The sequence below is a fragment of the Ekhidna sp. genome, assembly GCF_965247405.1.
Classification (GTDB): domain Bacteria; phylum Bacteroidota; class Bacteroidia; order Cytophagales; family Cyclobacteriaceae; genus Ekhidna.
This window is the reverse complement of sequence record NZ_OZ252014.1, coordinates 3,537,359-3,560,763: the sequence shown is the minus strand read 5'-3', so window position 1 is coordinate 3,560,763 and position 23,405 is coordinate 3,537,359. Positions and strand designations below refer to the sequence as shown.

Genomic DNA, 23,405 nt, shown 5'->3' with positions numbered 1-23,405 from the left:
CACTACTTTAGAATCATGGATGTCATTGAGGTAGTTACACGTTCCATTTCATTAAATCTCCTTCGATATTTTGGTGTTGCCGGCTTTGCATTTTTGATCTTCTATGTGATTTTCAAATCCAGATGGTCGTACTGGAAAATCCAGCAAACATTTCCAAAACCCAACGATTACTGGCGTGAGATCATCTTTTCGCTCATCACCGTAATCATCTTTATGGTGGTAGCGGTTATTGTTTTTGCCTCTCCACTTCGAAGTTACACCTTGCAATATGAACGTATCGAAGCGTTAGGAAGGGGTTATTGGTGGCTTAGCATTTTCCTCATGATCCTCCTGCACGACACATACTTTTATTGGATGCATCGAGTGATGCATCATCCAAAGATTTTTAAATGGGTACACCGAACACATCATCAGTCGACCAATCCATCACCCTGGGCAGCCTATGCCTTCCATCCCATTGAAGCATTTTTTGAAGCAAGTATCATTTTTCCAATCGCTTTCCTGATCCCTTTTCATCGCACTGCGTTGTTGGCGTTCTTAATCTTTATGATTGTCTATAATGTTTATGGGCATCTAGGGTATGAATTGTATCCCAAAGGTTTCAATAGGCATTGGCTGGGAAGGTGGATTAACACCTCGGTTAATCACAATCAGCATCATAAGCAATTTACCGGAAATTACGGGCTATACTTCTTGTTTTGGGATCGCATCATGGGAACCCTTCGCACAGACTATGATGATGCTTATCAGCAGAGTGACAGCAAGCGAATGAAATCATGAGGACCAAACCCATTTCAATAAGTAGGCTCAAACCAGAAATTGAGGTAACAACAGCAAGAAGTGGTGGTCCGGGCGGGCAGCATGTGAACAAGGTGGAAACTAAAGTAATTCTGCGTTTCAATGTCGCACAATCCCAGTTGCTAACGGAAGCTCAAAAATCAACAATCCTGGAAAAGCTGGCTGCCAAGCTAACGAAGGATGGGGAGCTGATTATAAGCGCAGATAGCTCCAGATCCCAAGTCAAGAATAAGGAGATGGCTTTTAAGAAGCTGGATCGGATATTGGCAAAAGCCTTTGCTCAGAAGAAGAAGCGAAAACCGACCAAACCGACTAAAGCATCTAAAAAGAAACGGCTGGATAACAAAAGAAAGCACGGTGAAAAGAAGAAATGGCGTCAAAAGCCCATTTAATCAAAAAATAAGTATAATACCTAAATAATTATAAGATTTTACCCCAGCAAAACAGGGTGAAGCTCTGCCGTAATATTGTATAAGAATTTGCTAGTTATGGCGACATTAATTTTCTCATTAATATTAGTGGCTGTGTTTGTTACGTTAGAACAAACATGGTTTACACGCAAAAGCAAACGATTAGGGTGATTATTTGTAGAAATTGTTTTCCGACCAGCACTGGTCGGAAACTTTTCTGCAATATTTTTGAGTCCTAATGAGAACGCTCCTCACTTTAGTTCTGCTCTTCTGCTACTTTGCAGCTAGTTCCCAAAACTTTTTGTCCTGGCAGTACAACGATCGATATTTTTCTTTTTCAGTTGGCACAGGTACTTCTACATATTTCGGAGAGCTCAATGAAAGAAACAGTATCAATGATGATCTATCACAATTAAGTTTCGGGATAGAAGCTCGCTTGTTAAATCGGGTGGGGGCACGTTTAGAGGGTTCTTTTTTTACGCTATCCGGTGATGATAAAAATGCTTCGGACAGCTCTTTTCAAAGGCAAAGAAATCTCTCGTTCCAGTCGAGAAACATGCATTTCCAATTTCATGCTGTCTATTACCTGAAGCCCTATCAGGGCGATTATTATAAACGATGGACGTTTGACCCCTACCTATTTACAGGCGTTGGCTATATGAAATTCACCCCTACTGCGGAGCTAGGTGGAGAGCGCTATAAGCTTCGAGAAGCTCGTACAGAAGGTGTTGATTATAAAAAGTGGGTAACGACGATTCCTGTTGGTATTGGAGGAAAATTCAAAGTGAATGAGTTTCTGAATGTCAATCTGGAAATCTCCTATCATTATGCGTTCACTGACTATCTGGATGATGTCTCCAACACTTATGCTTCGGAATTTCCAAATTCCACTGCTGAGTTGCTGGCCGACCGAAAGGATGAGGTGGGTGTAGTTAACCCTGAATACTACGATCAAATTCAGCCCGGAGGAAGAAGAGGTGACCCGGATACCAATGATAGTTTCCTTCAGATAAGCTTAAAGGCTGAAATTTTTCTTCCTCCAGATCTATTTTCCAGAAAAAACAAGGCCATAATTAAGAAGCCCTCAGCCTACGACTGAAACCATTTTTTCACTGTAGCTATCACATAGTCTTGCTCATCAGTGGTCAGTCCTGTACCTGAAGGTATGCAAATGCCTTTTTCAAATATTTCTTCACATACTCCACTTCCATGAAAGGCATAATCATCATACGCTTCGTGTAAATGAAGTGGTTTCCACAACCTACGTGATTCGATGTTATGACTGTTCAGGAATTGGATTAGATCCATGATGTCTTTATCTAGGTCTTTCAATGTACAAGTAGTCAGCCATCTATTGGAGAAACAAACTGGCGGTTCTTCCAGAAATTTAAAATGATCTTCTAGCTCACTTTTGTATCGATCAAAAATCCATCTTTTCTTTTCAATGAAGGATTCAAGCTGCTTTAACTGACCTAGTCCAATGCCAGCCAGAACATTGCTTATTCGATAATTATATCCGACTTCCTTATGATCATATGTCAGTTCACCACTATTCGCCTGGGTTGCCAGGTAAATGGCCCGACTTTTATCTTCTTCACGGCAGATCAATGCTCCACCCCCACTCGTGGTGATAATTTTGTTTCCATTGAAAGACAAAATACCGTAATCACTCATCGTACCTACCTCCTCATCATTTAAGCGTGCACCCAGTGCTTCAGCGGCATCTTCTATCACGATGATATCGTGCTCTTTAGCTATTCGGATGATTTCATTTATTTGGGCTGGCATGCCGTACAAATGGGTAACAACCAGTGCCTTTGGAGTTTTTGCAGCGGTACGCAGGTACTCTGATAGTGCCCCTGGATCAAGGTTCCACGTCACTTCCTCGCTATCCAGAAAAACCGGGATAGCTCCCTGATAGATTACCACATTGGCACAAGCTGCAAACGTAAATGAACTAACAAGCACATGATCATTTGCTCCAACCCCGGCCATTACCAATGCCAGGTGCAAGGCTGAAGTACCGGAGTTGAGAGCAACCACCTCTCTGCCCTCATATTTCTTGGCAAGCTCAGATTCAAACGCGTCAATAGATGGACCTATTGGTGCTACCCATCCACTGGCCAAAGATTTTGAGACTTCCGCCAGTTCCTCTTCTCCTACACTAGGAGGCGATAGATATATGCGCTGATTTTTCACCTTTTCGATGCGTATTCACTAAAGGTAATCGTCTTCTCGTCTTTATAAGAGGTTAAGTCCTTTTTAAAAACTTCGAGAATTGTTTTTAACAAAATTTTCATATCCAGCATAAATGAAATGTTATCCACATAAAACACATCCAGCTTCATCCGTTCGTCCCAGTCAATCGTGTTTCTACCATTTACCTGTGCCAAGCCCGTGATCCCCGGTAAGACCACATGCCTTCTTTCTTCTTCGTCATTATAGTGCTTGAGATACTCAACCAAAAGTGGCCTGGGGCCTACAAGAGACATTTCTCCTTTCAGGACATTTAGCAATTGAGGCAATTCATCCAGTGAATAGGAGCGAATAAATCGGCCTAAACGAGTCATGGACTTTTCATCAAAGTCCGTTCTAAACGTACGGAATTTCAAAAGCTTAAATGTGGATTCATTCCTCCCTACTCTCTTGTGTAGAAATAATGGTGATCGCATAAAGTGAAACGATAAAACTACGGCGATAATAATTTGAAACGGCAGTGAAATGAGTAACAAGATCAAGGCAAACAATCGATCGAAAACTGGCTTTACCCCTCTCTCATAAAATTTACTGCGCCTCATAATGCTAAAAATAGGCATTACCCTATTTATTTGATATTTTTCACCTCAAATTAGTTTTTATCAATCAGCAAGAAATAGCCGAACAGGCTCCATCGGTTTCATGAAAACATTTCGTTTCGTCATCTCCTTCAGTATCGCCTTAGCCATTGGAATCGCCTTAAACACCAAAATAGGCGCTATTCCTCCCTTGGGTAAATTTCTTAGCCCCTTCCACGGATTTTGGCAAAACGCAGAAAATGTTGCAATCGATATAGCGTCAGAATCAGTAGAAGGACTATCCGATAGCGTGAATGTGTATTTTGATGAGCTACTAATCCCTCATGTTTTTGCCAGCAATGAAAAAGATCTTTTCTTCACTCAAGGATATGTTACTGCCTATCACCGCCTATGGCAAATGGAATTTCAACTGTACTCTGCAGCCGGAAGGTTAGCAGAAATCCTTGGTCCTAAAATTGGAACCACCAGCCTGGTTGATATCGATCGAAGAATGAGACGCATTGGGCTCATGCATGGTGCCAGAAAATCAGAAGAGTTATTTAAAAAGGAAGAACCAGAAGTATACGAACTCATTCAGTCATATAGTGCCGGTGTAAATGCCTACATCGAATCTTTATCCTATGCAGACTTACCTATAGAATACAAACTCCTGGATTATGAACCTGAGGAGTGGACGCCATTGAAATGTTTCCTGTTGATTGCCAACATGAACAACATGCTCTCCAGGGGTGAGCGTGATCTGGAGCACACGAATGCACTAAAAAAATGGGGTCGTGAAGTTTTCGAAATACTCTATCCGGAAAGACCTAATATAGTAGATCCGGTCATTCCAGTTGGTACATCATTTGATTTTGACCCAATTGTTGTTGAGAAACCAGATGTGACCTTTCCACTCTATTTCACTGATCCGATGATCGAAAATCCTGACCCTGATAATGGCAGCAACAGCTTTGTGGTGAATGGAGAGAAAACAGCCAATGGCAAAGTAATTCTGGCAAACGAGCCTGATTTAAGTCTCAATCTTCCAAGCATCTGGTACATAATGCAATTAAACAGCCCTACTATCAATGTCATGGGTGCCACTCTACCAGGTGGTCCGGGAGTCACCATTGGTTTTAATGATTCGATTGCGTGGGGTAACACCAATGCGAAGAGAGATCTGGTTGATTGGTACTACATCCAATTCAAAGATGACTCCAGGGAAGAATACCTCTACAATGATAACTGGGTGCCTACCAAAAAGGTTATAGAGGAGATTAAAGTTCGAGGATCATTCAGCTATTACGATACCATCATTTATACCCATCACGGTCCGGTGGTTTACGATCGAAATTTTACTAGTGATCGCAGCGAAGTAACAAACCTGGCTATGAAGTGGATCGCACATGATGCGAGTAAGGAGATAAAAGCCCTTTATTTGGGCAACAAGGCAGAAAACTACGACGAATTTGTTGAAGCCTTTAGTTATTTCAGTGGGCCGCCACAAAACTATTCATTTGCTGCAGTGAACGGCGACATTGCCCTTTGGGTCAATGGGAAATTCCCTGTGAAATGGGAAGAGCAAGGGAAATTCCTGATGGATGGAAGTAATATCGATCATGAATGGAAAATCTACATGCCCAGCTCGCACAATCTTCATGTGAAAAACCCTCCCCAAAATTTTGTCAGCTCAGCCAACCAGCATGCAGCAGACACGCTTTACCCATACTATCAATATGATTACAACTATGAGTACTACAGAGGTAGACGAATCAATGATCGTCTACGAGTGATGGATGAAATCACGGTGGAAGATATGATGAATCTGCAGCATGACAACTTTAACTACAATGCGTCTGAGGCATTACCTATGATGCTGGATAGCCTTGATTCAGCCTCATTCACAGATAGAGAGTGGGATTATTACAATAAACTGGCGGGCTGGGACTACTTCAATAATCCGGATTTACAAGCCGCAACCATCTATGAAGTATGGTGGAGAAAACTGAATAGCAAGCTTTGGGATGAAATTGATAGCAGTGAAGTAGCAGTATACAGACCTCACTGGTACACTACTGTAGAAATTCTCAAAAGCCAATCGGATTTTTTCATGATAGACAATCAGTCTACTTCTGTCACTGAATCAAGCGGTGACTTAATGCGGCAAACATTTAAGGAGGCGATTGAGAGCCTGGAAGAATATCTCGAGGAAGAAGGTAACTCGCTGCTCTGGTATCAGTATAAAAACACGACAATCAGACACTTGTTAAGAATTAGCCCTTTCAATGAAGGGAAAATCAAAATTGGAGGTAATCGCCACATCGTAAATGCAGCTTCCGGTTCTCATGGTCCTTCTTGGAGAATGATTGTAGAACTGGGCGATGGAGATGTAAATGCCTGGGGTGTTTACCCTGGAAGCCAGTCTGGAAATCCGGGGAATCCTACCTATGGACATTTGATTGATGACTGGGCTAGCGGTGAATATTATCAACTACTATTTGAGCGATCTCTTTCCCCTGATCAACCAGAGATAACACATAGTATTACACTTAATTCGAACTAATGAAGCTAATAATCCGACTCATAGTAATAGGCGCACTTACATATTTTTTGTCACCATTTTTTACCTGGTGGACGGCAATGGTAGTCGCTTTTCTGGTATGCTACATCTCTCCTTCTTCAGGATTGAATGCTTTTGTAGCGGGATTTCTGGGAGTAGGCCTGGTCTGGATGGGACATGCATGGAACATAGATGTGCTTAATGAATCGGCATTCAGCACCAAAGTGGCCGAAATTATGCAAGTCAGTGACCCGGTTTTTTTGGTTTTTGCAACAGGACTTATAGGAGGGCTGGCCGGAGGATTTGCTTCTCTCTCCGGTACCAGCTTTAGATCACTATTTATAAAACCCAAGCAGAGGAGTCTGTACAGCTGACCTAGCCTTCTTTTACAAGTACTCCACTTGCTACAAAGGTGATGGAGTTTCTCATTGATTCATCATATTCCTTTCCACCATCTTCAGCGTAGTGTCTGGCTACATCTTCTTCCAGCACTTCCTTCTTTGCTAAACCTTCGATTATCACTTCACTCCCACTGATGTCCTTGGGAACAAAAAAACCATAATCTTTAAAAGTTACCCGGATGTTAGCCCCTTTATCATTTTTCAGGGTCATCCAGCAACCTTTCATTTGACAAACCTCCTCAATCGTACCGCGCACTTTAAACACCTGATCTTCATCATTCACTTTAGAAAGAAAAGAATCTGTATTCAAAGCATCATTTGAGGTAATCTCAGCACCATGACTTGAAAACTTTTCTGCAGGAGCCGTGCAGGCTATGGCTATGAGTACAATTACAAAATATTTCATACGTAAGTTTTTTTTAATTCAGCGAATATAAATCCCTTATCGGTTAAAACATTTCTCCTATGTTAATCAGTGATATAAAATAATTTTATTTACATATAACTGTCTTATTGTCAAATGGTTACCTTGACAAAAATAATTTATAAAAAAAATACTTTAGTTATGTGTAAAATTATTTTTTATTCTATATTTGTCACATCATTAAAAACTTTATTGAGTTATGAAAAGAAAACTATTTACAGCCCTCGCAATTGTTGCCGCATTATCATTTACAGCCTGTTCAGAAGATGCAGCTATGGAAGAACTAATTGAAGATACTGAACTAAACGCTCAGATTACCGATCCAGATGGTGATGGTGGAGATGGAGACGATGATCCAACTGGATCAAATTAATATTGGTATAAGAAGAAGCCGCTTTTGACGAAAGATTCCTTAAAACGCTGAAATTACTCAGCGTTTTTTTTTATCATTGTTGAAAGAACAGTTATTAGGAATGGGAAAGCAGCTTCTGCTTTTAGTTTATTTAGTATCAACAATATCGGCTTATTCTTTTTCGATCAATGAGAAGGAATTAAATGGTATTTATTCTCTTACTAAAACAAATATTGACTCAGCTTATACATTATCTTATAATTATTTAGATAAATGCAATCAAGATAATGATTATTACGGCATAGTTAAGCTCAATTACCTTTTGGGTTTTTTGCATAAAAAGGACAACAATATCGGTAAATCAGTCCTTCACTATTTAGAAGCCATTCGTTATGCGAAATATGCCGATTATGAAGGACTCCTTGATGATGAAGTCTCATTAAGAAAAAATTTAGCAAATACGTATAGGATTTATAAGGCTAACGAATTAGCGATAAAATACTACACTGAAGCGATAAATATCACCGACCAAATTGGCGACCAAAAAAACAGTATAAGCTTAAAGTTTAATCTAGCTTTAACATATGCACAAACCGATGAAATTAACAGTGCCATTAAATTATTCAATAGTCTTATTGAAATTTCAGAGAAGGAACGAAAGAAAAGAATCATCAATGAATTAGGGTTGATCCATTGGGAATTAGGCGATTTGGAAAAAGCAAAAGAGTATTTCTCACAATTAATAGAGGTAGCGGATGGGTATCAACTCTATAAAGCAAAAGCATTGCATAATCTCGGTGAGATTGAGTATGAATTAGGCAATAACGAGGAAGCAATTGAATTAATTAAAAGTTCAATTCAACTTAAAAATGAAATATCGGACGTAGATCAAAGAAGTTTATTTATTTCTTACAAAGCTCTCGGTGACTTCTTATTCCAAAAAGGAGCTTTCGCTGAAGCTCAAAAAGCGTACGCATCTGCTGAACCCTTAGTTGAGTCTGTTCAAAATGAAGCCTTTTCATACGAGCTATTCAGATCACTATCCCAATTAAACTATGAACTAGGCAATCCATTTAAAGCAAGAAATTACAGTACTATATATTCCAATAAGGTGGATGGTTACCTGGAGATGCAGCAAAAAATTCAGGAAACTGACAAACAATATAATATCGATTTGATTACCAAAAGATATATGGACGAAGTTGCAAGACAGGAACGAATCGCCTCCATCCTATTCTACTCTAAATTGATCTCAGGTTCACTACTAGCTCTTCTGCTATTTTCAGTAGGATACAATTGGTATCAGAAAGTAAGAATGAGGAGAAGTATCGTGAAGGAGCTGGTGGATCTGAAGTTTATCGATTAAACTTTCAGTTTTAGTTTTTCTTTCAGAACATTTAGCATACCCTCCTGTCTCTCATGCAGTAGAATGAGCTTATTCTTTTGTTCAGAAGCCTCATCCATCAAGAAAGCTACTAATTCTTCAAGTTCAAGCACCTCATGCGAATCCGGTTGTTCCAAACGCATCTTTACAAAAAGTTCTCTGATGCGAGCCTGTAGATTAACGTGCGTGGGGGCAAATTCCTGTGAAGTAACGATATCATCATTCCACATCGATCCCTCTCCTTTGATCAACCAATCTGCATTTAGCTTATCATAGGTCTTTAGGATATTGTGAATAAGGTCGTAGCTAGGTTTGCTTCTTCTACCCTTGATGATATTAAATATGACCGTTACACTTACCTCCAAACTTTCAGAGAACGAGGTTGGATTCATATCCAAAACTCTAATCAATTTATGTATACGATCATTTATCATGTGATAAATTTAATGAATAGTTTTAAAACTCAAAAAAAAGAAGGGATCCCGGCGGGGAACCCTTCATCATTAAGAACCAGCTATGGAAAATAGATACTCACTATCTATACTCGAATTTATAAGCTTTTAATTAACTGACAAAGGTTTTTCTATTTTTTTTTATCATTTGATAATACCAAAGCGGTATTAGGGATCATCAGTTTTTTTCTACGAATGATTATAACTTAACGACTAACTTCCCTACGGATTCACGAGACTCCATATATGTATGAGCTTCAGGTAGTTGGGAAAACGGGAAAACCTTTCCCACAATAGGTTTCAAATGGTGCTCTTTTACAAAAGCGTAAAGCTCATCCCATATTTCAGCTGTCAATGCCTCATTTTCTGTTAAATACCCTATATGAGATGCAAATACTCCTTTACTTTCAGTCGCCATTTTCATCATATTGACTTTTGGTGCATCTAAATATGTTTTTACCCAGGAATAAGGATTCCAGATTTTCAGGTTCATACTGGCAAAACCAATCACTACTAAGCGACCAAATGAATCGAGAAGTTTCATGCTTTTCTTAAATACTTCACCTCCTACTGTCTCTAGCACACAATTGATCTTACCACCATCATTTATTATCTCCTGATAAAAGTCTTGTTCCCTGTAATTAATTGGAGTACCTCCCAATTCTTTAATTAAATCCAACTTATAGTCGCGACTTGCCGTCCCATAAACCTTACATCCCAAGGCACTTCCAATCTGAACAGCAGCAGTACCAACTCCACCAGCAGCAGCCTGGATTAATACACGCTCTCCAGACTCAACCCTGCACAGTTTTTTCAGAGCTACCCAGGCAGTCATGAAGTTTACAATATATGCTGCATTCTCTTCCGGCGTGAATGCATCGAAAGCTGGAAAGCAAAGATGTTCGGGGGCACAAACATATTCTGCATATGAACCATACTGTTGGCCTACGATGACCTTGTCTCCCACTTTGTATTTAGTTGCATCCCCACCTAATTCTGTCACTTCACCATAACACTCCATTCCCATAACGTATGGCTTTTTGGGAGCCCAACTGTACTGACCCTTACGCGAAAGTATCTCCGCATAGTTGATCCCTATTGTTTCCACCTTCACTTTGACTTGATTAGCGTCCGGTGAAGGCTCTGAAATATTTTCAATTTTTAAAATCTGAGGTTTACCTGTTTTTCGTAATTGATATGCTTTCATACGTAATGATTGTGACGTTTGGCCTGATTTGTCAAAACGCAGGCAATTTAATGTTTTAACTTCACGAGTATAACTAACAGAAAAAATGAAAGAGACATATTATAACAGAGAAGACCTAAAAAAATTCGGTAAAGTTTCCGAATGGCAGAAAGAACTAGGAGACAAATTTTTTGATTATTACGGTAGTGTTTTTGAAGAAGGCGCTCTAACGGCAAGGGAGAAATCGCTGATTGCTCTAGCTGTGGCCCATGCCATCCAATGCCCCTATTGCATCGATGCATATACGGATGACTTGCTGAAAAAAGGGGTAGATGAGGAACAAATGATGGAAGCACTGCATGTCACAACTGCAATCAGAGGAGGCGCTTCGTTGGTACATGGAGTACAAATGATGAACCAGGTCAATGACAAATTAATGTAATATGCTAAAATCGCTAAAAAGGCAAAAACACAAATTATCCTCTCCTGAGGGACAAATAGAGGTGTTGGATGATGTTGACTCAATCAATATCACAAAATTTGAAGATAAGGTTTCGGATATCGGTTTATTTCCTTTGAAGCCGACCAACATAGAGATATTTCAGGTAAACGTTGGTAAGATGTGCAACCAGGTGTGTGCGCATTGTCATGTTGATGCAGGACCCGATCGAAAGGAGATCATGACCAAGGAGACCATGCAGCAATGCCTCGATGCACTTCGAGATACAGATATAAAAACAGTAGATCTAACAGGAGGCGCACCGGAAATGAATCCTGACTTTAGGTGGTTTGTAGAACAAATTACCGCTATGGGCAAACAGGTTATTGTCCGCTGTAATCTCACCATCATCCTGGCAAACCCGAAATACAATGATCTCCCGGATTTCTTTAAGAAGCACAGAGTTAACGTGGTTTCCAGTCTACCTTACTTTACCGCTAAAAGAACAGATGCACAACGTGGAGATGGCGTTTTTGATAAATCCATCCAAGCGCTTCAGATGCTAAATGCGGTGGGGTATGGAAAAGAAGGTACGGACCTCAAGCTGGATCTGGTCTATAATCCGGCCGGAGCATTTCTTCCAGGTGATCAGGCATCACTTACTGCACAGTTCAAAAAGAAGCTGCGTGAGTATGGAATCGAATTCAACGATTTATTTGCGATCACTAATCTTCCTGTAAGCAGGTTTTTGGAGTATTTGGTGAAAACAGAAAAATATGAGGACTATATGAACGAGCTGGTCAATGCATTTAATCCAGCTGCAGCAGAAGGTGTTATGTGTCGAAATACATTAAGTGTAAGCTGGGATGGACATTTATATGATTGTGATTTCAATCAAATGCTGGAGCTCAAAGTCAATGCACCGAGTCACATCAGCCAGTTTGATATTGAAGCTCTGGAAAAGCGTGAGATCATTCTAAATCAGCATTGCTATGGATGTACTGCTGGTGCCGGATCCAGCTGTGGTGGCGCTACAACATAAAAAAAGTCCATCCCTAATGAGATAGACTTTATAGTAGAGTCACGAGTTGGTATTCGTGTATATATGAAGAGAGAATTAATTTCTCGAATTCACCAGGTAGTTTGTAAAACTTTTGCCGTTGATTTTTGTGTATTTCGCGTCAATATCATCCCAAACCTCCAGTCCAGCGATATCAAACTCTCCGCGTGCTTTTAGGTATTTAATATTCCATGACTCTTCAAATACCGCATTTTTAAAGCTTGCTCCTTCATCAAATTGAGCATACTTGAATGTGGCATCATCGTCGAAGCGGGTATTGGAAAAATCAGCCCTATTGTCAAACTCCGCATACTTGAATGTGGATTTTCGCTGAAAGTCCGCTCCTGAAAAATTAGCCATTCCATCAAAATCCGAATACTTGAACATAGCATTTTCTTCAAATGTGCAGTTGGCGAAAACAACCTCTTTGTCAAAATCTGCAACGAAAGTGTATCCCGATTTATCTTCATGAATGTACGCCAATACATCTCCTGTGAACGTACAGTTTTTAAATGAGATTGCTACATCGATGGATTCTTCTACCGTATTGGAACTGCCATTATTCCACCATTTGGATTTCTTTGGAAGCTCAGGCAACTTTTCTTCCATATATGTAAAGTCCAGATCACCAACAATCGTTGTATTTTCATAGGAGATCGTTTTTCCTTCTCTTATATCTTTCATGATTTGGGAAGCCTCCACAGAATTTTGAGCAAAACCCCGTAGAAGAAAAAGACTGAAAAGAATCAGCATTGCGATTCTAATTTTCGTGGATTGAGAAGCTGAGAGTTCCATAGTTTTACAAGTGTTTGATTATATGATGCGATACATTTCAAAAAGTTGCATCGTCACTAATAATACTCCGGTAAAAGACAATGGTTACTCCAAACAAGAGATCGGTAAATATTAATTCCGAATGGAGGTTTTATAAATCCAAAAGGCGAGGGACACTCGCCTTTGGGTTGGTGTGGCCCAGCAATCCGTAAATCACAAGGTCCAAGCTAACCACCTGATGGACTTAGTTGTTATTACTAAACCCATTATGAAGATACTGTTTTACTGTAAGATATCAAAGCAAGCAAGGGAGATTATTTCTCTCAGGTCAGGTGCGTTCTTGCTCGTCAAGTGATCGCCCGATTTCTTTAATTACATCATCCAGACTGGTAGCAGAAACTTTCACTATATCCAAAAGCTCCTCAGCGGTAATTTGATCAGTTTTGTCTTCCAAATGCTGAATAGCTCCTAATATATTCGCAAGCGGTGCACGTACCATGTGGGAGTTCATAAAGGCATACTTTTTCAGTTTCTTATTTCGTTCCTCGATATCCTTCGTTCGCTCTTTCACTACCTTTTCCAGCGATCCGTTCATCGCTTTCAGCTGACTGATTAACTCAATGACCTCCCTGTTCTTCGACCTGAGTCTGCTATACGCCTTACCCAGCAGATTATAAAGTAAAGAAAAGCATGCCACCAAGGTTATCGTGAAGATCGTCCCGGCAAATGCATATGGTAAATAGGGTATGCTGGCCTCATAAGAACCTCCCATCGTTTTAATACCGTAAGCAGAGTTCCCGCTGATGGTGATTAAAACCACAACAAGCCAAACATGCGAGGTGCGAAGGTTTCCAAAAATAAATGCAAGCAAAGGAATAGATACCATCCAATAAATAAACACATGAAACGCTCCTGGCAGAAGGAAAAAACTTAACTGAAACATCAAATAAAGCACTCCGAGTTGCATGTTTCCAATAAGACGTGTATTCACTCCTCTTTTCGCCAGAACAAGAAGAGCAACATTGACTACCAGAAGAATAAGAATGAGTGGCAGAGTGGTAGCTTTTAAATCTACCGCATACTCTCCCAGAGCAATCAAACCAGTGAGGATGGTGAGAATTAATATTGTAATAAACTGCACACCTTCGGATTTAGGAACTTTGTAATCCTTCAGGAGCCAATCTTTGAGTCTATCATGCATAATTTCCATAGCTGATGGCAATTGCCAATATATAGAGAATATTAACAAGACCCTAAAAACATTTTGGTACCAACCAATAAAAAAGTCCTCACCGAACAGGTGAAGACTTAGTGTAAAAATTAAGTATGAAGAGACTTGTTTGCAGGAAAAAAATACCTGCATGAATATTTTATGGTTGGTTTATAGAAGTGTTTCAGCGTATGCTCTCAAGATGAACATACCGATCAAAATCAGCATTCCAACCCGTATTTTTATCGAAGAAGATTTTGACATTTCCATGGCGGTGGATCGTTTTTTTTGTGATTTACAATACAAAGATGAATCACATAACGGGAAAGTTGCAAGCATGTTTCTACTATTCATAAATTCTTAATAATATCATTCTAACGAAATATTAGTTTAACAAAATGGAAACAATAACTAATTCACAATATTTTATTCTAAAAAACAATTAGGCATTTAAACCATTTGGCAAACGCCTTCCACGACAGAATCAAATATTCCCGCACGCAACTGCAGCCTTTTTCATATTTATCTGAACACTTCGACGAATTCATGGATTATATAGATATGGATATACAAGTAACACCTGTGAATTTTAATGCAAGTCAGGACTTAATCAGTCACATGAAAGATTATTTCAAAAAGCTGACTAAATACAATGATCAAATCACTTCCATGGATGTTTTCATGGAATCCATCAGTGATGAAAAAGATGACAAACTGGTGAAGTTGAAAATTTTAGCTCCGGGTCACGAACTTTATTTACAGAGCAACAAAGGAGATTTTGTGACAGCAGCTCAGGACGTTTATGATCGAATGAAAAGGCAATTAATAGATCAGAAAGAAAGGGATAAAGAAAATCACCAAAACAGGCCGGACAAGGTATACTAAGAAAAAGTCCCTGCAAGTAATGGCAGGGGTACTTCAGCTGATGAATTTATACTGGACCTACCTACCACAAATCCCCTTGAAATCGCAGAATTTGCAACGTATCTCATCTTCAGTCTGATCAAATGATTGCTCTGTGTTAAAAATTTCAGATAGTAATTCGGAGAGTTTCGATTGGAAAGTCTCCATGTGAGGACGAGCGTCCGTTAGTGGATTCCCACCAAGGGTCAGGCGGTAGTCAAAGTCTGGTTGGAAAAGCTCTTGCATATTCAATAAGCCTGGGATTACTGCCTGGCCCATTCCATTGTTTCCAGTGTAAAGTAATGCGTAGAATAGTGTTTGAAATCCAGCTTTATTTCTGCCCTTCTTCCAGGTAGTGCCTGGAGTGGAATCGAATACCTTTTCAATGCTTTCGATTTCTTTAGCATCCTTTCCGCTTTTGTAGTCAATCACACGAACAGCCCCATCTTTCTGGTCTACCCGATCAATATCTGCTCCCAGCCGGATGTTATACGTCTTTCCATTGGATGATTGGACCGGAAAGATTTGCTCATACTTACCTTCCAGACTCACGATGGAAAAAGGCGCATAAGCTTCATCCATGTCTATGATTTTATTCACAAACTTTCGGATAAGGTCCGCCATCACTACATTACGATCCTTGAGCTCAAACTTTCGCTTCTCCCCCATTCCGAAATGCTTTCTGAAAGCCTTTTCAATCGCACCATCAACAGAATTTCGAATCTTGAAGAAGTCATTTGCAGTCACCAATCCATCAGTCTTTCCCTCGATCGCATCTTGATAAAGAAACTCTAACGTACGATGCAACACATTCCCAAAGTTTCGCTTGTCCAGCTCATCACTCAGCTCGTCTCCGGAGAAAAGCCTAAGCACGTACTTGAAGTAGAATTGTAACTTACAGTTGTAATAGACATTCAGAGCAGAGGCTGACAGTTTCTTTTGATCCTTCGGAGGCACCCTATCCGTATAGATGGATAATCGATCCAACACCTCCTGGGTCTTCTCAATGGAAATGGGTAATCGTTCCCTTACCTGAATGGAATTTGAGAGTTTTTTCCGCTTGATGGAAAGCTTACTTTCCTGTTCCAGCTGTCGAATGAACCGGCTCACCTCTCCGCTCATTCCAAAATCGGCGTACATGTTATAGTAAAAAGAAAGACGCTCCGACCGCTGGAATAATCGATAAAACAAATACGCATAGATGGCATCCTGCACTTCAAAGGTTGGGAGATCAAAGGCTTTTCTGATACGGTATGGAACGAATGATCCATTGCGTTGGGCAGCAGGGAAAATATCCTCATTCATATTCAGCATGAACACATGCTTAAAGTCCAGGTTACGTGTCTCTAGTACCCCCATCACCTGCAACCCCTCCACCGGCTCCCCACTGAATGGTATCTTGACTGATTGGGTGGCTTTTCTAAACAGTCCTTTAAAGGTTTTCAGGTCTACCTTTTCTGTCTGTCTCTCCAATATTTGATTCAGCCTGCTTAGCAACTGCTGAAAATGGTACAGGTACTCACACTCCAATCCGAAGCGTTCTACCACCTGTTGCCCCAATACCTCCACAATACTTCTCAAATAGGCGGCATAATCCTCCGCTTCGTTTACCTGTCTGAAAATGGTATTTAGCACCGAAGAGCCCACCTCCAAAATATCAGGCTGAAAAACTCTAACCTGATTCTTCTTTTTTATGTCTTTGATAAGCTTATCAAGCGGATTCTTTTCCTCCTTATAGAGGTAAGGATGGCTTAGCACATCCAGGGTGGGCTTATGGTAAAATGAAAGGCCATTCTCAGCAGAAAGCTGCATATGTTCCTGCACCTCCAGCGACGCTTCCAGTAAACCAAACAATGGCGTTTCCTTCAAAGGATAACCCATGGTGACGTTCAGCTTTTCCACCTGCTCAGGAATGGCATTCAATACCGGGAACAGCATATAGTCCTGCGGAAGGATAATCACAATCTCTTCCAGTGATACACCCTGGCCCACCAGCTCTCCAACCTGTTCCCCGATCGCTTTGGCCTGCCCTACTTCCAGAGATACTCCTGTAACATCTACTTGCTTATCACGATTGATGGTTGCCGGAATTTCCTTGGGAAAGCTTTTTCCAAGAACTGCATCCTTTTGATACTGACGTAAAAATCCACCAGCCTCCTGTACTTCATTTTCCAAATAATATGCATCGATATCCCAAAGCACTTCTGCATTGTGCTCCGATACAAAATGCTTGATTAGTAACTCCTCTACTGGCGTCAATGCATTGAATCCGGCAAAGATCACCGGACCACTTATCGAAAGTTGTTCCTTCTCGATTCGATCCGCAAGCTCGCGGTATATATGAGAAGTGTATCCTATTCCGTCTTTGATAAGTCGTTCCTTAAAACGCTCATAGACAAGAGCCAGTATCTTCCAGGTCTCCACAAACTGTTCCTGCGATTTGGTCGCTGATGGGAAAAACTCCTGCCAGAACTTCTGGATCAATCGCTCCTGCTCTTCATCGAGGAAGTAAAAGTCTTCTGCAATTTGTCGGTCACTCTTGATGTGATGGAAGAGCTGTTTCGGATTGACCATGTAGTGATCTACTTCTTCAAAATCGCGAAGCAGCATTTCCCCCCAGAAGTAAAATGTTTCAAATCCTTCACTACCCGACTGATGTTCCTTAAACGCTTCATACAGTTCAAATACCAGCGAAAGTGTATCTGCCTTTTTGATGTTTGAAAAGCGAAAAAGAAAATCTTCCAAACTAAACACCGTAGGTGACCATACAGGCTTATCCACTTTTTTGGAGAGGTGTTTCTTTAGAAAAAGCCCTGCCCTTCTGTTAGGAAATACCACCGTGCACTCACCTAATTGGCTCTTGTGATTGGCAAGTAAATGATCAGCTACTTCTGAAAGAAACGTCATGCGGCAAGGTTAGTGAATTCTCTATAAACTTGATTACACTGACCGTGTAGTATCTGAAGATTCTAGAATAAATCCGGGATGATTATTTACTCACAATTCAAGGAATCACGGGCCTGTGCCAGAATCTTACATAAAGACATTACACATTGAAGATTGCAAAATAAATCCAGAGTGCGTACTACATGAAATCCCCTCACTCAAAATAATATTTGGTGAATTCCATTCAATTGTAATTAACAATCACTACATTTGCAGCTCAATTCACAAGCATCTCGCTTAGCAATCCTTTCCAAAGAGTATTTCTAATAGTTATCGGCTTTTGAATGACACGGGGATGTCCCCAGATTTTATAAAGCCGAAAAGCAATCCTTTATCCGTTCGGATAATTATGCCTCGATTATATCATCTGAGTAAAATCCCCTTTACAGAGAGATAAAATTATATGCATAAAACACACACAAGAAAAAAGAGAAACTTCTCAAAAGGTAAGGGAAGACCATCTCGAAGGAGACAGCAAAGCACTCAAAAAGTGGACGTTTCCAGGTTTACCAATAAAGGAGCTGTAAACAATGAGCGTAAAGCTTATGTCAACCAGCACACCTTCGATGATTTTGAGTTAGATTCTCAATTGGTGTTCAAGATTAAAGACAAAGGGTTTAAAAACCCATCCGAGATACAGGACAAAGCAATCCTACCGGCACTAGAGGGCAAAGACATTGTAGGAATAGCGGGTACAGGGACAGGCAAAACGTCTGCATTCCTCATCCCAATTATCCAGCATATGCTGGAGCACAAGCAGGATAACTATGCACTGATCATCGCTCCTACACGAGAACTGGCCACCCAGATCAACGATGAATTTCTATCACTGGCAAGAGGGTTGAATATCTTTTCTACCTGCCTGATTGGAGGATCATCTGTTGGAGAAAACATCAAAGCACTGAGAAGAAAGAATCACTTCATCATTGGTACACCGGGACGAATCCAGGACATGATGAAACGAAAGATTCTGAAACTGAATGACTTTAATGTTTTGGTATTGGACGAATTTGATCGTATGTTGGACATGGGCTTCTCAAAGGAGATTCAGGAAATCAACAGACAGATGGTATCCAAAGATCAAACATTGTTATTCTCTGCTACACTTGACCCTACTCAAAAGAAATTGGTTGAGGAAATGACCAATGATCCCGTTCATGTGAAGGCTGAGCAGGCAACACAAGATACCAATGCCATAGAGCAAGAAGTAAGACATGTAAAGGGACAGGATAAGATTCAGATGGTTAAAGGACTGATCGATGGGGAACTAAAGACCCGTACAATCCTGTTCTCTGAGACCAAGCGTAAAGCTGACAAGATCTCTCAATTATTATGCAAGGCCGGAATCGCGGCTGACGCTATCCATGGAGATAAGTCCCAGCGTGCACGAGAGATCGCTTTGCGAAAATTTAAGCGTGGACAAGTTCACGTGTTGGTAGCTACCGATGTGGTAGCCCGGGGGATAGACGTGAAAGATGTGGAACTAGTGATCAACTACGAAGCACCAAGAAACTATACCGACTATGTTCACCGAATAGGCAGAACCGGCCGTGCAGGAAAAACCGGTCGTGCTGTCACATTAATCGATTAATTCACTTAAAAAGTATTTATGGCAAGATCCCAGAACAGTTTTATCAAAAACCAAAAAGCACAAAAAAAGAAAAAGAAGCGTCAGGAAAAGCTCCAGAAGAAAATTGATAAGAAGGAGCAGGAAACCAGCGGCAAGCTGGATGATATGATTGCTTATGTTGACGAATTTGGAAACATCCTTGATGAGCCGCCTGAGGAGAAGCCTAAAGAGAATAAAGAAAACAAAAACGATTGATTATGGTAAGAACTGCAACATATGAAGGGAAATACACACACCTGTGGCAGAAGTATAAGCCGGTACTTTTGAAGCTGATGGTGGAGGCACAAAATGAACCTCAAACCTACCAGTTTCAGCAACATGAGTTTTCTGATTTGAATAATCAGAAGCGCACCGGATACACATTCAAAATGGAAGTATTCAAAAATCAAAAACAAAACAAGCTGAGCTCCAGTGTAGCTACAGACCTACTGAGCATTCTGCAGTCTTCAGAGAAATCTGATGAACTGACCCAGGAAACCAAGTATCAGTTTCAGCTGGACAAGAAGTTTGTACTAGAGGTATCTCGTTTAGAGAATTAACCCTTCACAATACATATCAAACAAAACTCCTTCTCAGTAGTGGGGAGGAGTTTTTTATTTGCGCTCTCTCAACTTCCTCCATCCACTACTCTCTCTTTAAAGAGAGGGTGCCTAAAAGACGGGTGAGTACTCACATCCTCCTCCCACCCTTTACCTGCCACACCCTCGAAACGTCGGACCGCCCGAATCGTCGGACCGTTTCAAAAGGGGAATTACTTCGAACCACCATTGTTTACTGACTCCACTCGTCCTATTTTTTAACTAGGATGAAATCTCCTCACCCAGACTCGATTCTTCCTAAAAAACATTGGTTTGTGACGACACAAACCATGGCAAGAGATTTCAACGTTTTCACTAATTCAGCTATTTTAAGGCACCAGTATTGGGGGTTTTAAAGAAAGTAATACTCTGATTTAGATGATTGAAGTAAGAGAAATAACCTCAGATCAGGCTAGCCTTCATAAACAACTTGTTTTAAGAGGATTAATGGAAGATGAAAACTGTTTTAGAATTTCACCACAAGATGAGGAAAAGCAGAACTTTCCTACAACCGGTCAATCTGATAGTTTCACCATGGGTGCCTTTGACAAAAATCGATTAGTTGGTGTCGCAAGTTTTAAGCGAGATGGAAGTATTCGAACCAAGCTCAGACATAAGGGTATACTTTTTAAAATCTATGTAGCGCCGGAATACCGAAAAAAAGGAATTGCAAAAAAAATGATCGAAATGATCATAGAAAGAGTGACACTTATCCCTGATATAGAGCAGATCAATCTTACCGTGATACCAACCAATAAGTATGCTAAAGCAATCTATGAGGAGTTTGGATTCAAAACATTCGCCTTTGAAGAAAAAGCAATCAAATGGAAAGGGAAATATTTTAATGAAGAACAAATGAAATTGATCCTTCAGAAGTAATTGTTTTATCATAGCAACCTGGCTATTCAGTGCTTACTTAAATGGGTATATTTAGTGACTTAGCACAGCTTGTATAGAAAAGCTCATGACCCACTTTAGATCATCTCGCGAAAAAAGAATGTGGCTAGGCGCAGGTGTTGCGGCTGCAACTATCTTTCTCACCTTGTTCATTGGCAATCCGCTAGCCAGTCAACTGAGAGACCAAAATGTACAGGCAGTATTTTTTGTGCTGGGAATGATTTTAGTGGGCACGGCAATTCTAATTCACGGCCTAAGAACAAAACCAAACAAGGTTGAATTAATTCTTCTGATTGGGCTGACAGCAGTCTTTGTGATGCTCTATTTAAGATTAGGAGCTCCGGAGAGAAGCCATATGATTGAGTATGCCGTCTTGTCTCTCTTTGTCTACAGTGCTATGCAAGAACGGACGTCAACCATACCATCTAAACTAAAACCTGCCATATCTGCCATACTTCTAGCTTTTAGTATTGGGGTATTAGATGAGATCATTCAAATCTTCTTGCCTCACCGGGTATTTGATCTACAAGACATTCTTTTTAATGGCATGGTGATTACGATGGCTATCATTGGGAGTGCTGCTTTGAGCTGGGTGAGAAGTCGGTTCGGTGGAAGTCGAAAGAACCATTAAAACTGGCAATCTGCCTTAGACATCACGGGATAATAGAGCCCGGCTGAAAATGAGGAGGAGTGCGCGTTTACATCCTATATGGCCTATAAACGCGCACTCTTATTATATTTGAAAGGTAGATAACGCTTGCGTTATATTAATGTTGTGTTCCATTTCGGTTATCAAAAATTATCACTTACCAAAACAATCTAATCATGAACACCTACTTTCTAAAGATCATCTTTTTCTTAATTCCGCTGCACCTTTTTCAAATTTCAACTGATAAGGAGATTCCTTTTGCAAGCTCTACTAAAGCTACTAGTTGTATCTCTTGCAATACTTATTATGAAACAAGTTTTGGAGAAAAGTACCTAGGGTATAGATGCAAAAGCACCTGCGAAAACACGGCGTACATACAATTATGTATAGAATATACATACGGTAAAACCTATCCTAAATACGTTGTACTTGAGGCAGGAAAAGAAAGGGAACTGAGCAGTAAGATGTTCAAAAGAATATATCGCTTTCAGTATGGTTCAAAAAGAAGTGACCTTGATGGAAATTGCGATGTAAAGTAACTTTCACAATCTAAATTACCTAAGCTAACTGTATTTGAATCATGAAAAAAATAATCTTAATAGCATGTCTAGCATTATTGTACGATGTGACTTATTCACAGGGAACGAATTGGCGAGCCCAAGGGAAATACTACTCAGCCAAAGAAAGATACGAGAACAAGGAGTATGAATCAGCGCTTGATTACATATATGATTGTAAGGAGTTACTTGAAGGGACAAACTATGTACTCCAATACCTACACATTGTTTCGGCTTATTACGGAGGCAACTATGAAGAAGCCCAAAAAGAATTAGAAACCTTTTTTAGACTAGTAGATGAAGAAATAGAACCTGTAGACTTTTCTAAAGACGTGCTTGAACTAACACAGGACGAAACAAGGGAACTAACCAAATTGATAGATAAAATAGATGAGTCGGTTGAGTACGAAAAAGAGGAAAATTACAAAAACCGCAGCTACACCGGTACCTTAAAAGGGACGACTAGATATGGAAATGATTACGAATATTATGGCCCAATAAGTAACCAATATGGGAACGGAAAAGGCAAGATCACTTACGAAACTGGCTGGATTTATGTTGGTGAGATAAGGAACTCAAAACCTCATGGATGGGGTAAACTAACGAAAGGTGAGTTTTTTATTGAGGCAAACTGGGCCTATGGTCTCCCAGAAGGAAAAGGAACATATAAATTAGGAAACAGTCAAACTCAATGGATATATGATGGTTACTTTGAAAATGGTCAACCTCATAATACTGGAAAAGGCTCTGTCATAAATAATGGTTCAAAAGTATTTGGTTATTCTGGTGAGTTCAATAACGGCTACCTAGCAGATGGAACATTAGAAAATTTCCAAAAAAATCACAAGTTGAGTGGGAATTTTAGAATGTATGGAACTAGTAAAATGAAATTTACAGGTGATGGATATGTTGATGGAAAATGGCACTCTTTTGTTGGTGAATTATTGGAAAGGGAAGCTGCAAACATGTCCGTGACATATGACTCCAAAATATAAATAACACAACAAACACTAAAATGAAT

The 23,405-nt window shown here is 40.1% G+C and carries 24 protein-coding genes; 16 read left to right on the top strand and 8 right to left on the bottom strand.

Going from position 1 to position 23,405, the window contains the following annotated elements:
• The first annotated feature begins 15 nt into the window (after positions 1-15).
• The 3 genes from ACP14Y_RS16425 (at position 16) to ACP14Y_RS16415 (ending at position 2,307) form a co-directional block, all read left to right on the top strand.
• On the top strand, positions 16-780 hold the full coding sequence (locus ACP14Y_RS16425) for a sterol desaturase family protein (protein WP_424963978.1): 765 nt from the start codon (positions 16-18) through the stop codon (positions 778-780).
• Entirely contained in the window at positions 777-1,190 is a 414-nt protein-coding gene (gene arfB, locus ACP14Y_RS16420; protein WP_424963977.1) for an alternative ribosome rescue aminoacyl-tRNA hydrolase ArfB, read from the top strand. The genes ACP14Y_RS16425 and arfB overlap by 4 nt, the downstream gene beginning before the upstream one ends.
• Positions 1,191-1,446: 256 nt before the next feature.
• Positions 1,447-2,307, top strand: coding sequence for a DUF6089 family protein (locus tag ACP14Y_RS16415; RefSeq protein ID WP_424963976.1), 861 nt, complete (start codon positions 1,447-1,449; stop codon positions 2,305-2,307).
• Here ACP14Y_RS16415 and ACP14Y_RS16410 read toward each other — a convergent pair.
• Positions 2,298-3,407 (bottom strand): DegT/DnrJ/EryC1/StrS family aminotransferase, encoded by a 1,110-nt coding sequence (locus ACP14Y_RS16410; RefSeq protein WP_424963975.1) that lies wholly within the window; start codon positions 3,405-3,407, stop codon positions 2,298-2,300. The genes ACP14Y_RS16415 and ACP14Y_RS16410 overlap by 10 nt on opposite strands.
• Entirely contained in the window at positions 3,404-4,006 is a 603-nt protein-coding gene (locus ACP14Y_RS16405; protein WP_424963974.1) for a sugar transferase, read from the bottom strand. The genes ACP14Y_RS16410 and ACP14Y_RS16405 overlap by 4 nt, the downstream gene beginning before the upstream one ends.
• A 100-nt stretch (positions 4,007-4,106) precedes the next feature.
• Between ACP14Y_RS16405 and ACP14Y_RS16400 the strand changes: the two genes are divergently transcribed.
• Together ACP14Y_RS16400 and ACP14Y_RS16395 are read left to right on the top strand one after the other, a co-directional pair.
• A complete protein-coding gene (locus tag ACP14Y_RS16400; RefSeq protein ID WP_424963973.1) occupies positions 4,107-6,545 on the top strand; it encodes a penicillin acylase family protein in 2,439 nt (812 codons plus the stop codon).
• Positions 6,545-6,916 (top strand): hypothetical protein, encoded by a 372-nt coding sequence (locus ACP14Y_RS16395; protein WP_424963972.1) that lies wholly within the window; start codon positions 6,545-6,547, stop codon positions 6,914-6,916. The genes ACP14Y_RS16400 and ACP14Y_RS16395 overlap by 1 nt, the downstream gene beginning before the upstream one ends.
• A 1-nt stretch (position 6,917) precedes the next feature.
• Here the strand turns inward: ACP14Y_RS16395 and ACP14Y_RS16390 are convergent, their stop codons facing one another.
• Positions 6,918-7,349 carry a DUF4920 domain-containing protein gene (locus ACP14Y_RS16390; protein ID WP_424963971.1) on the bottom strand — a complete coding sequence of 144 codons (432 nt, stop codon included), beginning with the start codon at positions 7,347-7,349 and terminating at the stop codon, positions 6,918-6,920.
• 217 nt (positions 7,350-7,566) lie between these two features.
• On the opposite strand from ACP14Y_RS16390, the gene ACP14Y_RS16385 reads away from it, so the two are divergent.
• Together ACP14Y_RS16385 and ACP14Y_RS16380 are read left to right on the top strand one after the other, a co-directional pair.
• The gene (locus ACP14Y_RS16385; RefSeq protein WP_424963970.1) at positions 7,567-7,740 is read left to right on the top strand and encodes a hypothetical protein; all 174 of its coding nucleotides are present in this window, start codon (positions 7,567-7,569) and stop codon (positions 7,738-7,740) included.
• A 79-nt stretch (positions 7,741-7,819) separates the two neighbouring features.
• Complete coding sequence (locus tag ACP14Y_RS16380; RefSeq protein WP_424963969.1) at positions 7,820-9,085, top strand: tetratricopeptide repeat protein; 1,266 nt, start codon at positions 7,820-7,822, stop codon at positions 9,083-9,085.
• Here the strand turns inward: ACP14Y_RS16380 and ACP14Y_RS16375 are convergent.
• Both ACP14Y_RS16375 and ACP14Y_RS16370 read right to left on the bottom strand, forming a co-directional pair.
• Entirely contained in the window at positions 9,082-9,537 is a 456-nt protein-coding gene (locus tag ACP14Y_RS16375; RefSeq protein WP_424963968.1) for a hypothetical protein, read from the bottom strand. The two genes, ACP14Y_RS16380 and ACP14Y_RS16375, sit on opposite strands and share 4 nt — an antisense overlap.
• 217 nt (positions 9,538-9,754) lie before the next feature.
• Complete coding sequence (locus tag ACP14Y_RS16370) at positions 9,755-10,762, bottom strand: quinone oxidoreductase family protein (protein ID WP_424963967.1); 1,008 nt, start codon at positions 10,760-10,762, stop codon at positions 9,755-9,757.
• Positions 10,763-10,847: 85 nt separating this feature from the next.
• Here ACP14Y_RS16370 and ACP14Y_RS16365 point away from each other — a divergent pair, with 85 nt between their 5' ends.
• Positions 10,848-11,183: an arsenosugar biosynthesis-associated peroxidase-like protein gene (locus ACP14Y_RS16365; protein WP_424963966.1), complete on the top strand. Its 336-nt coding sequence runs from the start codon at positions 10,848-10,850 to the stop codon at positions 11,181-11,183.
• A 1-nt stretch (position 11,184) separates the two neighbouring features.
• Positions 11,185-12,222, top strand: coding sequence for an arsenosugar biosynthesis radical SAM (seleno)protein ArsS (arsS, locus tag ACP14Y_RS16360; protein WP_424963965.1), 1,038 nt, complete (start codon positions 11,185-11,187; stop codon positions 12,220-12,222).
• A 75-nt stretch (positions 12,223-12,297) separates the two neighbouring features.
• Here the strand turns inward: arsS and ACP14Y_RS16355 are convergent, their stop codons facing one another.
• On the bottom strand, positions 12,298-12,924 hold the full coding sequence (locus ACP14Y_RS16355) for a pentapeptide repeat-containing protein (protein WP_424963964.1): 627 nt from the start codon (positions 12,922-12,924) through the stop codon (positions 12,298-12,300).
• A 418-nt stretch (positions 12,925-13,342) separates the two neighbouring features.
• The gene (locus ACP14Y_RS16350) at positions 13,343-14,215 is read right to left on the bottom strand and encodes a hypothetical protein (protein WP_424963963.1); all 873 of its coding nucleotides are present in this window, start codon (positions 14,213-14,215) and stop codon (positions 13,343-13,345) included.
• Positions 14,216-14,770: 555 nt separating this feature from the next.
• Here ACP14Y_RS16350 and ACP14Y_RS16345 point away from each other — a divergent pair.
• Complete coding sequence (locus ACP14Y_RS16345; protein WP_424963962.1) at positions 14,771-15,109, top strand: HPF/RaiA family ribosome-associated protein; 339 nt, start codon at positions 14,771-14,773, stop codon at positions 15,107-15,109.
• A 57-nt stretch (positions 15,110-15,166) separates the two neighbouring features.
• On the opposite strand, the gene ACP14Y_RS16340 is transcribed toward ACP14Y_RS16345, so the two are convergent.
• A complete protein-coding gene (locus tag ACP14Y_RS16340; RefSeq protein ID WP_424963961.1) occupies positions 15,167-18,034 on the bottom strand; it encodes a PD-(D/E)XK nuclease family protein in 2,868 nt (955 codons plus the stop codon).
• A 442-nt stretch (positions 18,035-18,476) separates the two neighbouring features.
• Between ACP14Y_RS16340 and ACP14Y_RS16335 the strand changes: the two genes are divergently transcribed.
• The 6 genes from ACP14Y_RS16335 (at position 18,477) to ACP14Y_RS16310 (ending at position 23,379) form a co-directional block, all read left to right on the top strand.
• Positions 18,477-19,664, top strand: coding sequence for a DEAD/DEAH box helicase (locus ACP14Y_RS16335; protein WP_424963959.1), 1,188 nt, complete (start codon positions 18,477-18,479; stop codon positions 19,662-19,664).
• Positions 19,665-19,682: 18 nt separating this feature from the next.
• Positions 19,683-19,898 carry a cold-shock protein gene (locus ACP14Y_RS16330; protein WP_424963958.1) on the top strand — a complete coding sequence of 72 codons (216 nt, stop codon included), beginning with the start codon at positions 19,683-19,685 and terminating at the stop codon, positions 19,896-19,898.
• 2 nt (positions 19,899-19,900) lie between these two features.
• Positions 19,901-20,242, top strand: a complete 342-nt coding sequence (locus ACP14Y_RS16325) for a hypothetical protein (RefSeq protein WP_424963957.1) — start codon at positions 19,901-19,903, stop codon at positions 20,240-20,242.
• Between the two features lie 417 nt (positions 20,243-20,659).
• Positions 20,660-21,160: a GNAT family N-acetyltransferase gene (locus ACP14Y_RS16320; protein WP_424963956.1), complete on the top strand. Its 501-nt coding sequence runs from the start codon at positions 20,660-20,662 to the stop codon at positions 21,158-21,160.
• 85 nt (positions 21,161-21,245) lie between these two features.
• The gene (locus tag ACP14Y_RS16315; protein WP_424963955.1) at positions 21,246-21,809 is read left to right on the top strand and encodes a VanZ family protein; all 564 of its coding nucleotides are present in this window, start codon (positions 21,246-21,248) and stop codon (positions 21,807-21,809) included.
• Between the two features lie 598 nt (positions 21,810-22,407).
• Positions 22,408-23,379, top strand: a complete 972-nt coding sequence (locus ACP14Y_RS16310) for a hypothetical protein (protein ID WP_424963954.1) — start codon at positions 22,408-22,410, stop codon at positions 23,377-23,379.
• The last annotated feature ends 26 nt before the right edge of the window (positions 23,380-23,405 follow it).

Excerpts from the sequence above, each read along its gene's own strand:
- ACP14Y_RS16345 (WP_424963962.1), top strand. The coding sequence starts at position 14,771 with ATGGATTATATAGATATGGATATACAAGTAACACCTGTGAATTTTAAT.
- ACP14Y_RS16370 (WP_424963967.1), bottom strand. The coding sequence starts at position 10,762 with ATGAAAGCATATCAATTACGAAAAACAGGTAAACCTCAGATTTTAAAA.
- ACP14Y_RS16355 (WP_424963964.1), bottom strand. The coding sequence starts at position 12,924 with ATGAAAGATATAAGAGAAGGAAAAACGATCTCCTATGAAAATACAACG.
- ACP14Y_RS16415 (WP_424963976.1), top strand. The coding sequence starts at position 1,447 with ATGAGAACGCTCCTCACTTTAGTTCTGCTCTTCTGCTACTTTGCAGCT.
- ACP14Y_RS16325 (WP_424963957.1), top strand. The coding sequence starts at position 19,901 with ATGGTAAGAACTGCAACATATGAAGGGAAATACACACACCTGTGGCAG.
- ACP14Y_RS16335 (WP_424963959.1), top strand. The coding sequence starts at position 18,477 with ATGCATAAAACACACACAAGAAAAAAGAGAAACTTCTCAAAAGGTAAG.
- ACP14Y_RS16395 (WP_424963972.1), top strand. The coding sequence starts at position 6,545 with ATGAAGCTAATAATCCGACTCATAGTAATAGGCGCACTTACATATTTT.
- arfB (WP_424963977.1), top strand. The coding sequence starts at position 777 with ATGAGGACCAAACCCATTTCAATAAGTAGGCTCAAACCAGAAATTGAG.
- ACP14Y_RS16315 (WP_424963955.1), top strand. The coding sequence starts at position 21,246 with ATGACCCACTTTAGATCATCTCGCGAAAAAAGAATGTGGCTAGGCGCA.
- ACP14Y_RS16310 (WP_424963954.1), top strand. The coding sequence starts at position 22,408 with ATGAAAAAAATAATCTTAATAGCATGTCTAGCATTATTGTACGATGTG.
- ACP14Y_RS16385 (WP_424963970.1), top strand. The coding sequence starts at position 7,567 with ATGAAAAGAAAACTATTTACAGCCCTCGCAATTGTTGCCGCATTATCA.
- ACP14Y_RS16390 (WP_424963971.1), bottom strand. The coding sequence starts at position 7,349 with ATGAAATATTTTGTAATTGTACTCATAGCCATAGCCTGCACGGCTCCT.
- ACP14Y_RS16425 (WP_424963978.1), top strand. The coding sequence starts at position 16 with ATGGATGTCATTGAGGTAGTTACACGTTCCATTTCATTAAATCTCCTT.
- ACP14Y_RS16350 (WP_424963963.1), bottom strand. The coding sequence starts at position 14,215 with ATGCATGATAGACTCAAAGATTGGCTCCTGAAGGATTACAAAGTTCCT.
- ACP14Y_RS16340 (WP_424963961.1), bottom strand. The coding sequence starts at position 18,034 with ATGACGTTTCTTTCAGAAGTAGCTGATCATTTACTTGCCAATCACAAG.
- ACP14Y_RS16320 (WP_424963956.1), top strand. The coding sequence starts at position 20,660 with ATGATTGAAGTAAGAGAAATAACCTCAGATCAGGCTAGCCTTCATAAA.
- ACP14Y_RS16365 (WP_424963966.1), top strand. The coding sequence starts at position 10,848 with ATGAAAGAGACATATTATAACAGAGAAGACCTAAAAAAATTCGGTAAA.
- arsS (WP_424963965.1), top strand. The coding sequence starts at position 11,185 with ATGCTAAAATCGCTAAAAAGGCAAAAACACAAATTATCCTCTCCTGAG.
- ACP14Y_RS16400 (WP_424963973.1), top strand. The coding sequence starts at position 4,107 with ATGAAAACATTTCGTTTCGTCATCTCCTTCAGTATCGCCTTAGCCATT.
- ACP14Y_RS16405 (WP_424963974.1), bottom strand. The coding sequence starts at position 4,006 with ATGAGGCGCAGTAAATTTTATGAGAGAGGGGTAAAGCCAGTTTTCGAT.
- ACP14Y_RS16330 (WP_424963958.1), top strand. The coding sequence starts at position 19,683 with ATGGCAAGATCCCAGAACAGTTTTATCAAAAACCAAAAAGCACAAAAA.
- ACP14Y_RS16375 (WP_424963968.1), bottom strand. The coding sequence starts at position 9,537 with ATGATAAATGATCGTATACATAAATTGATTAGAGTTTTGGATATGAAT.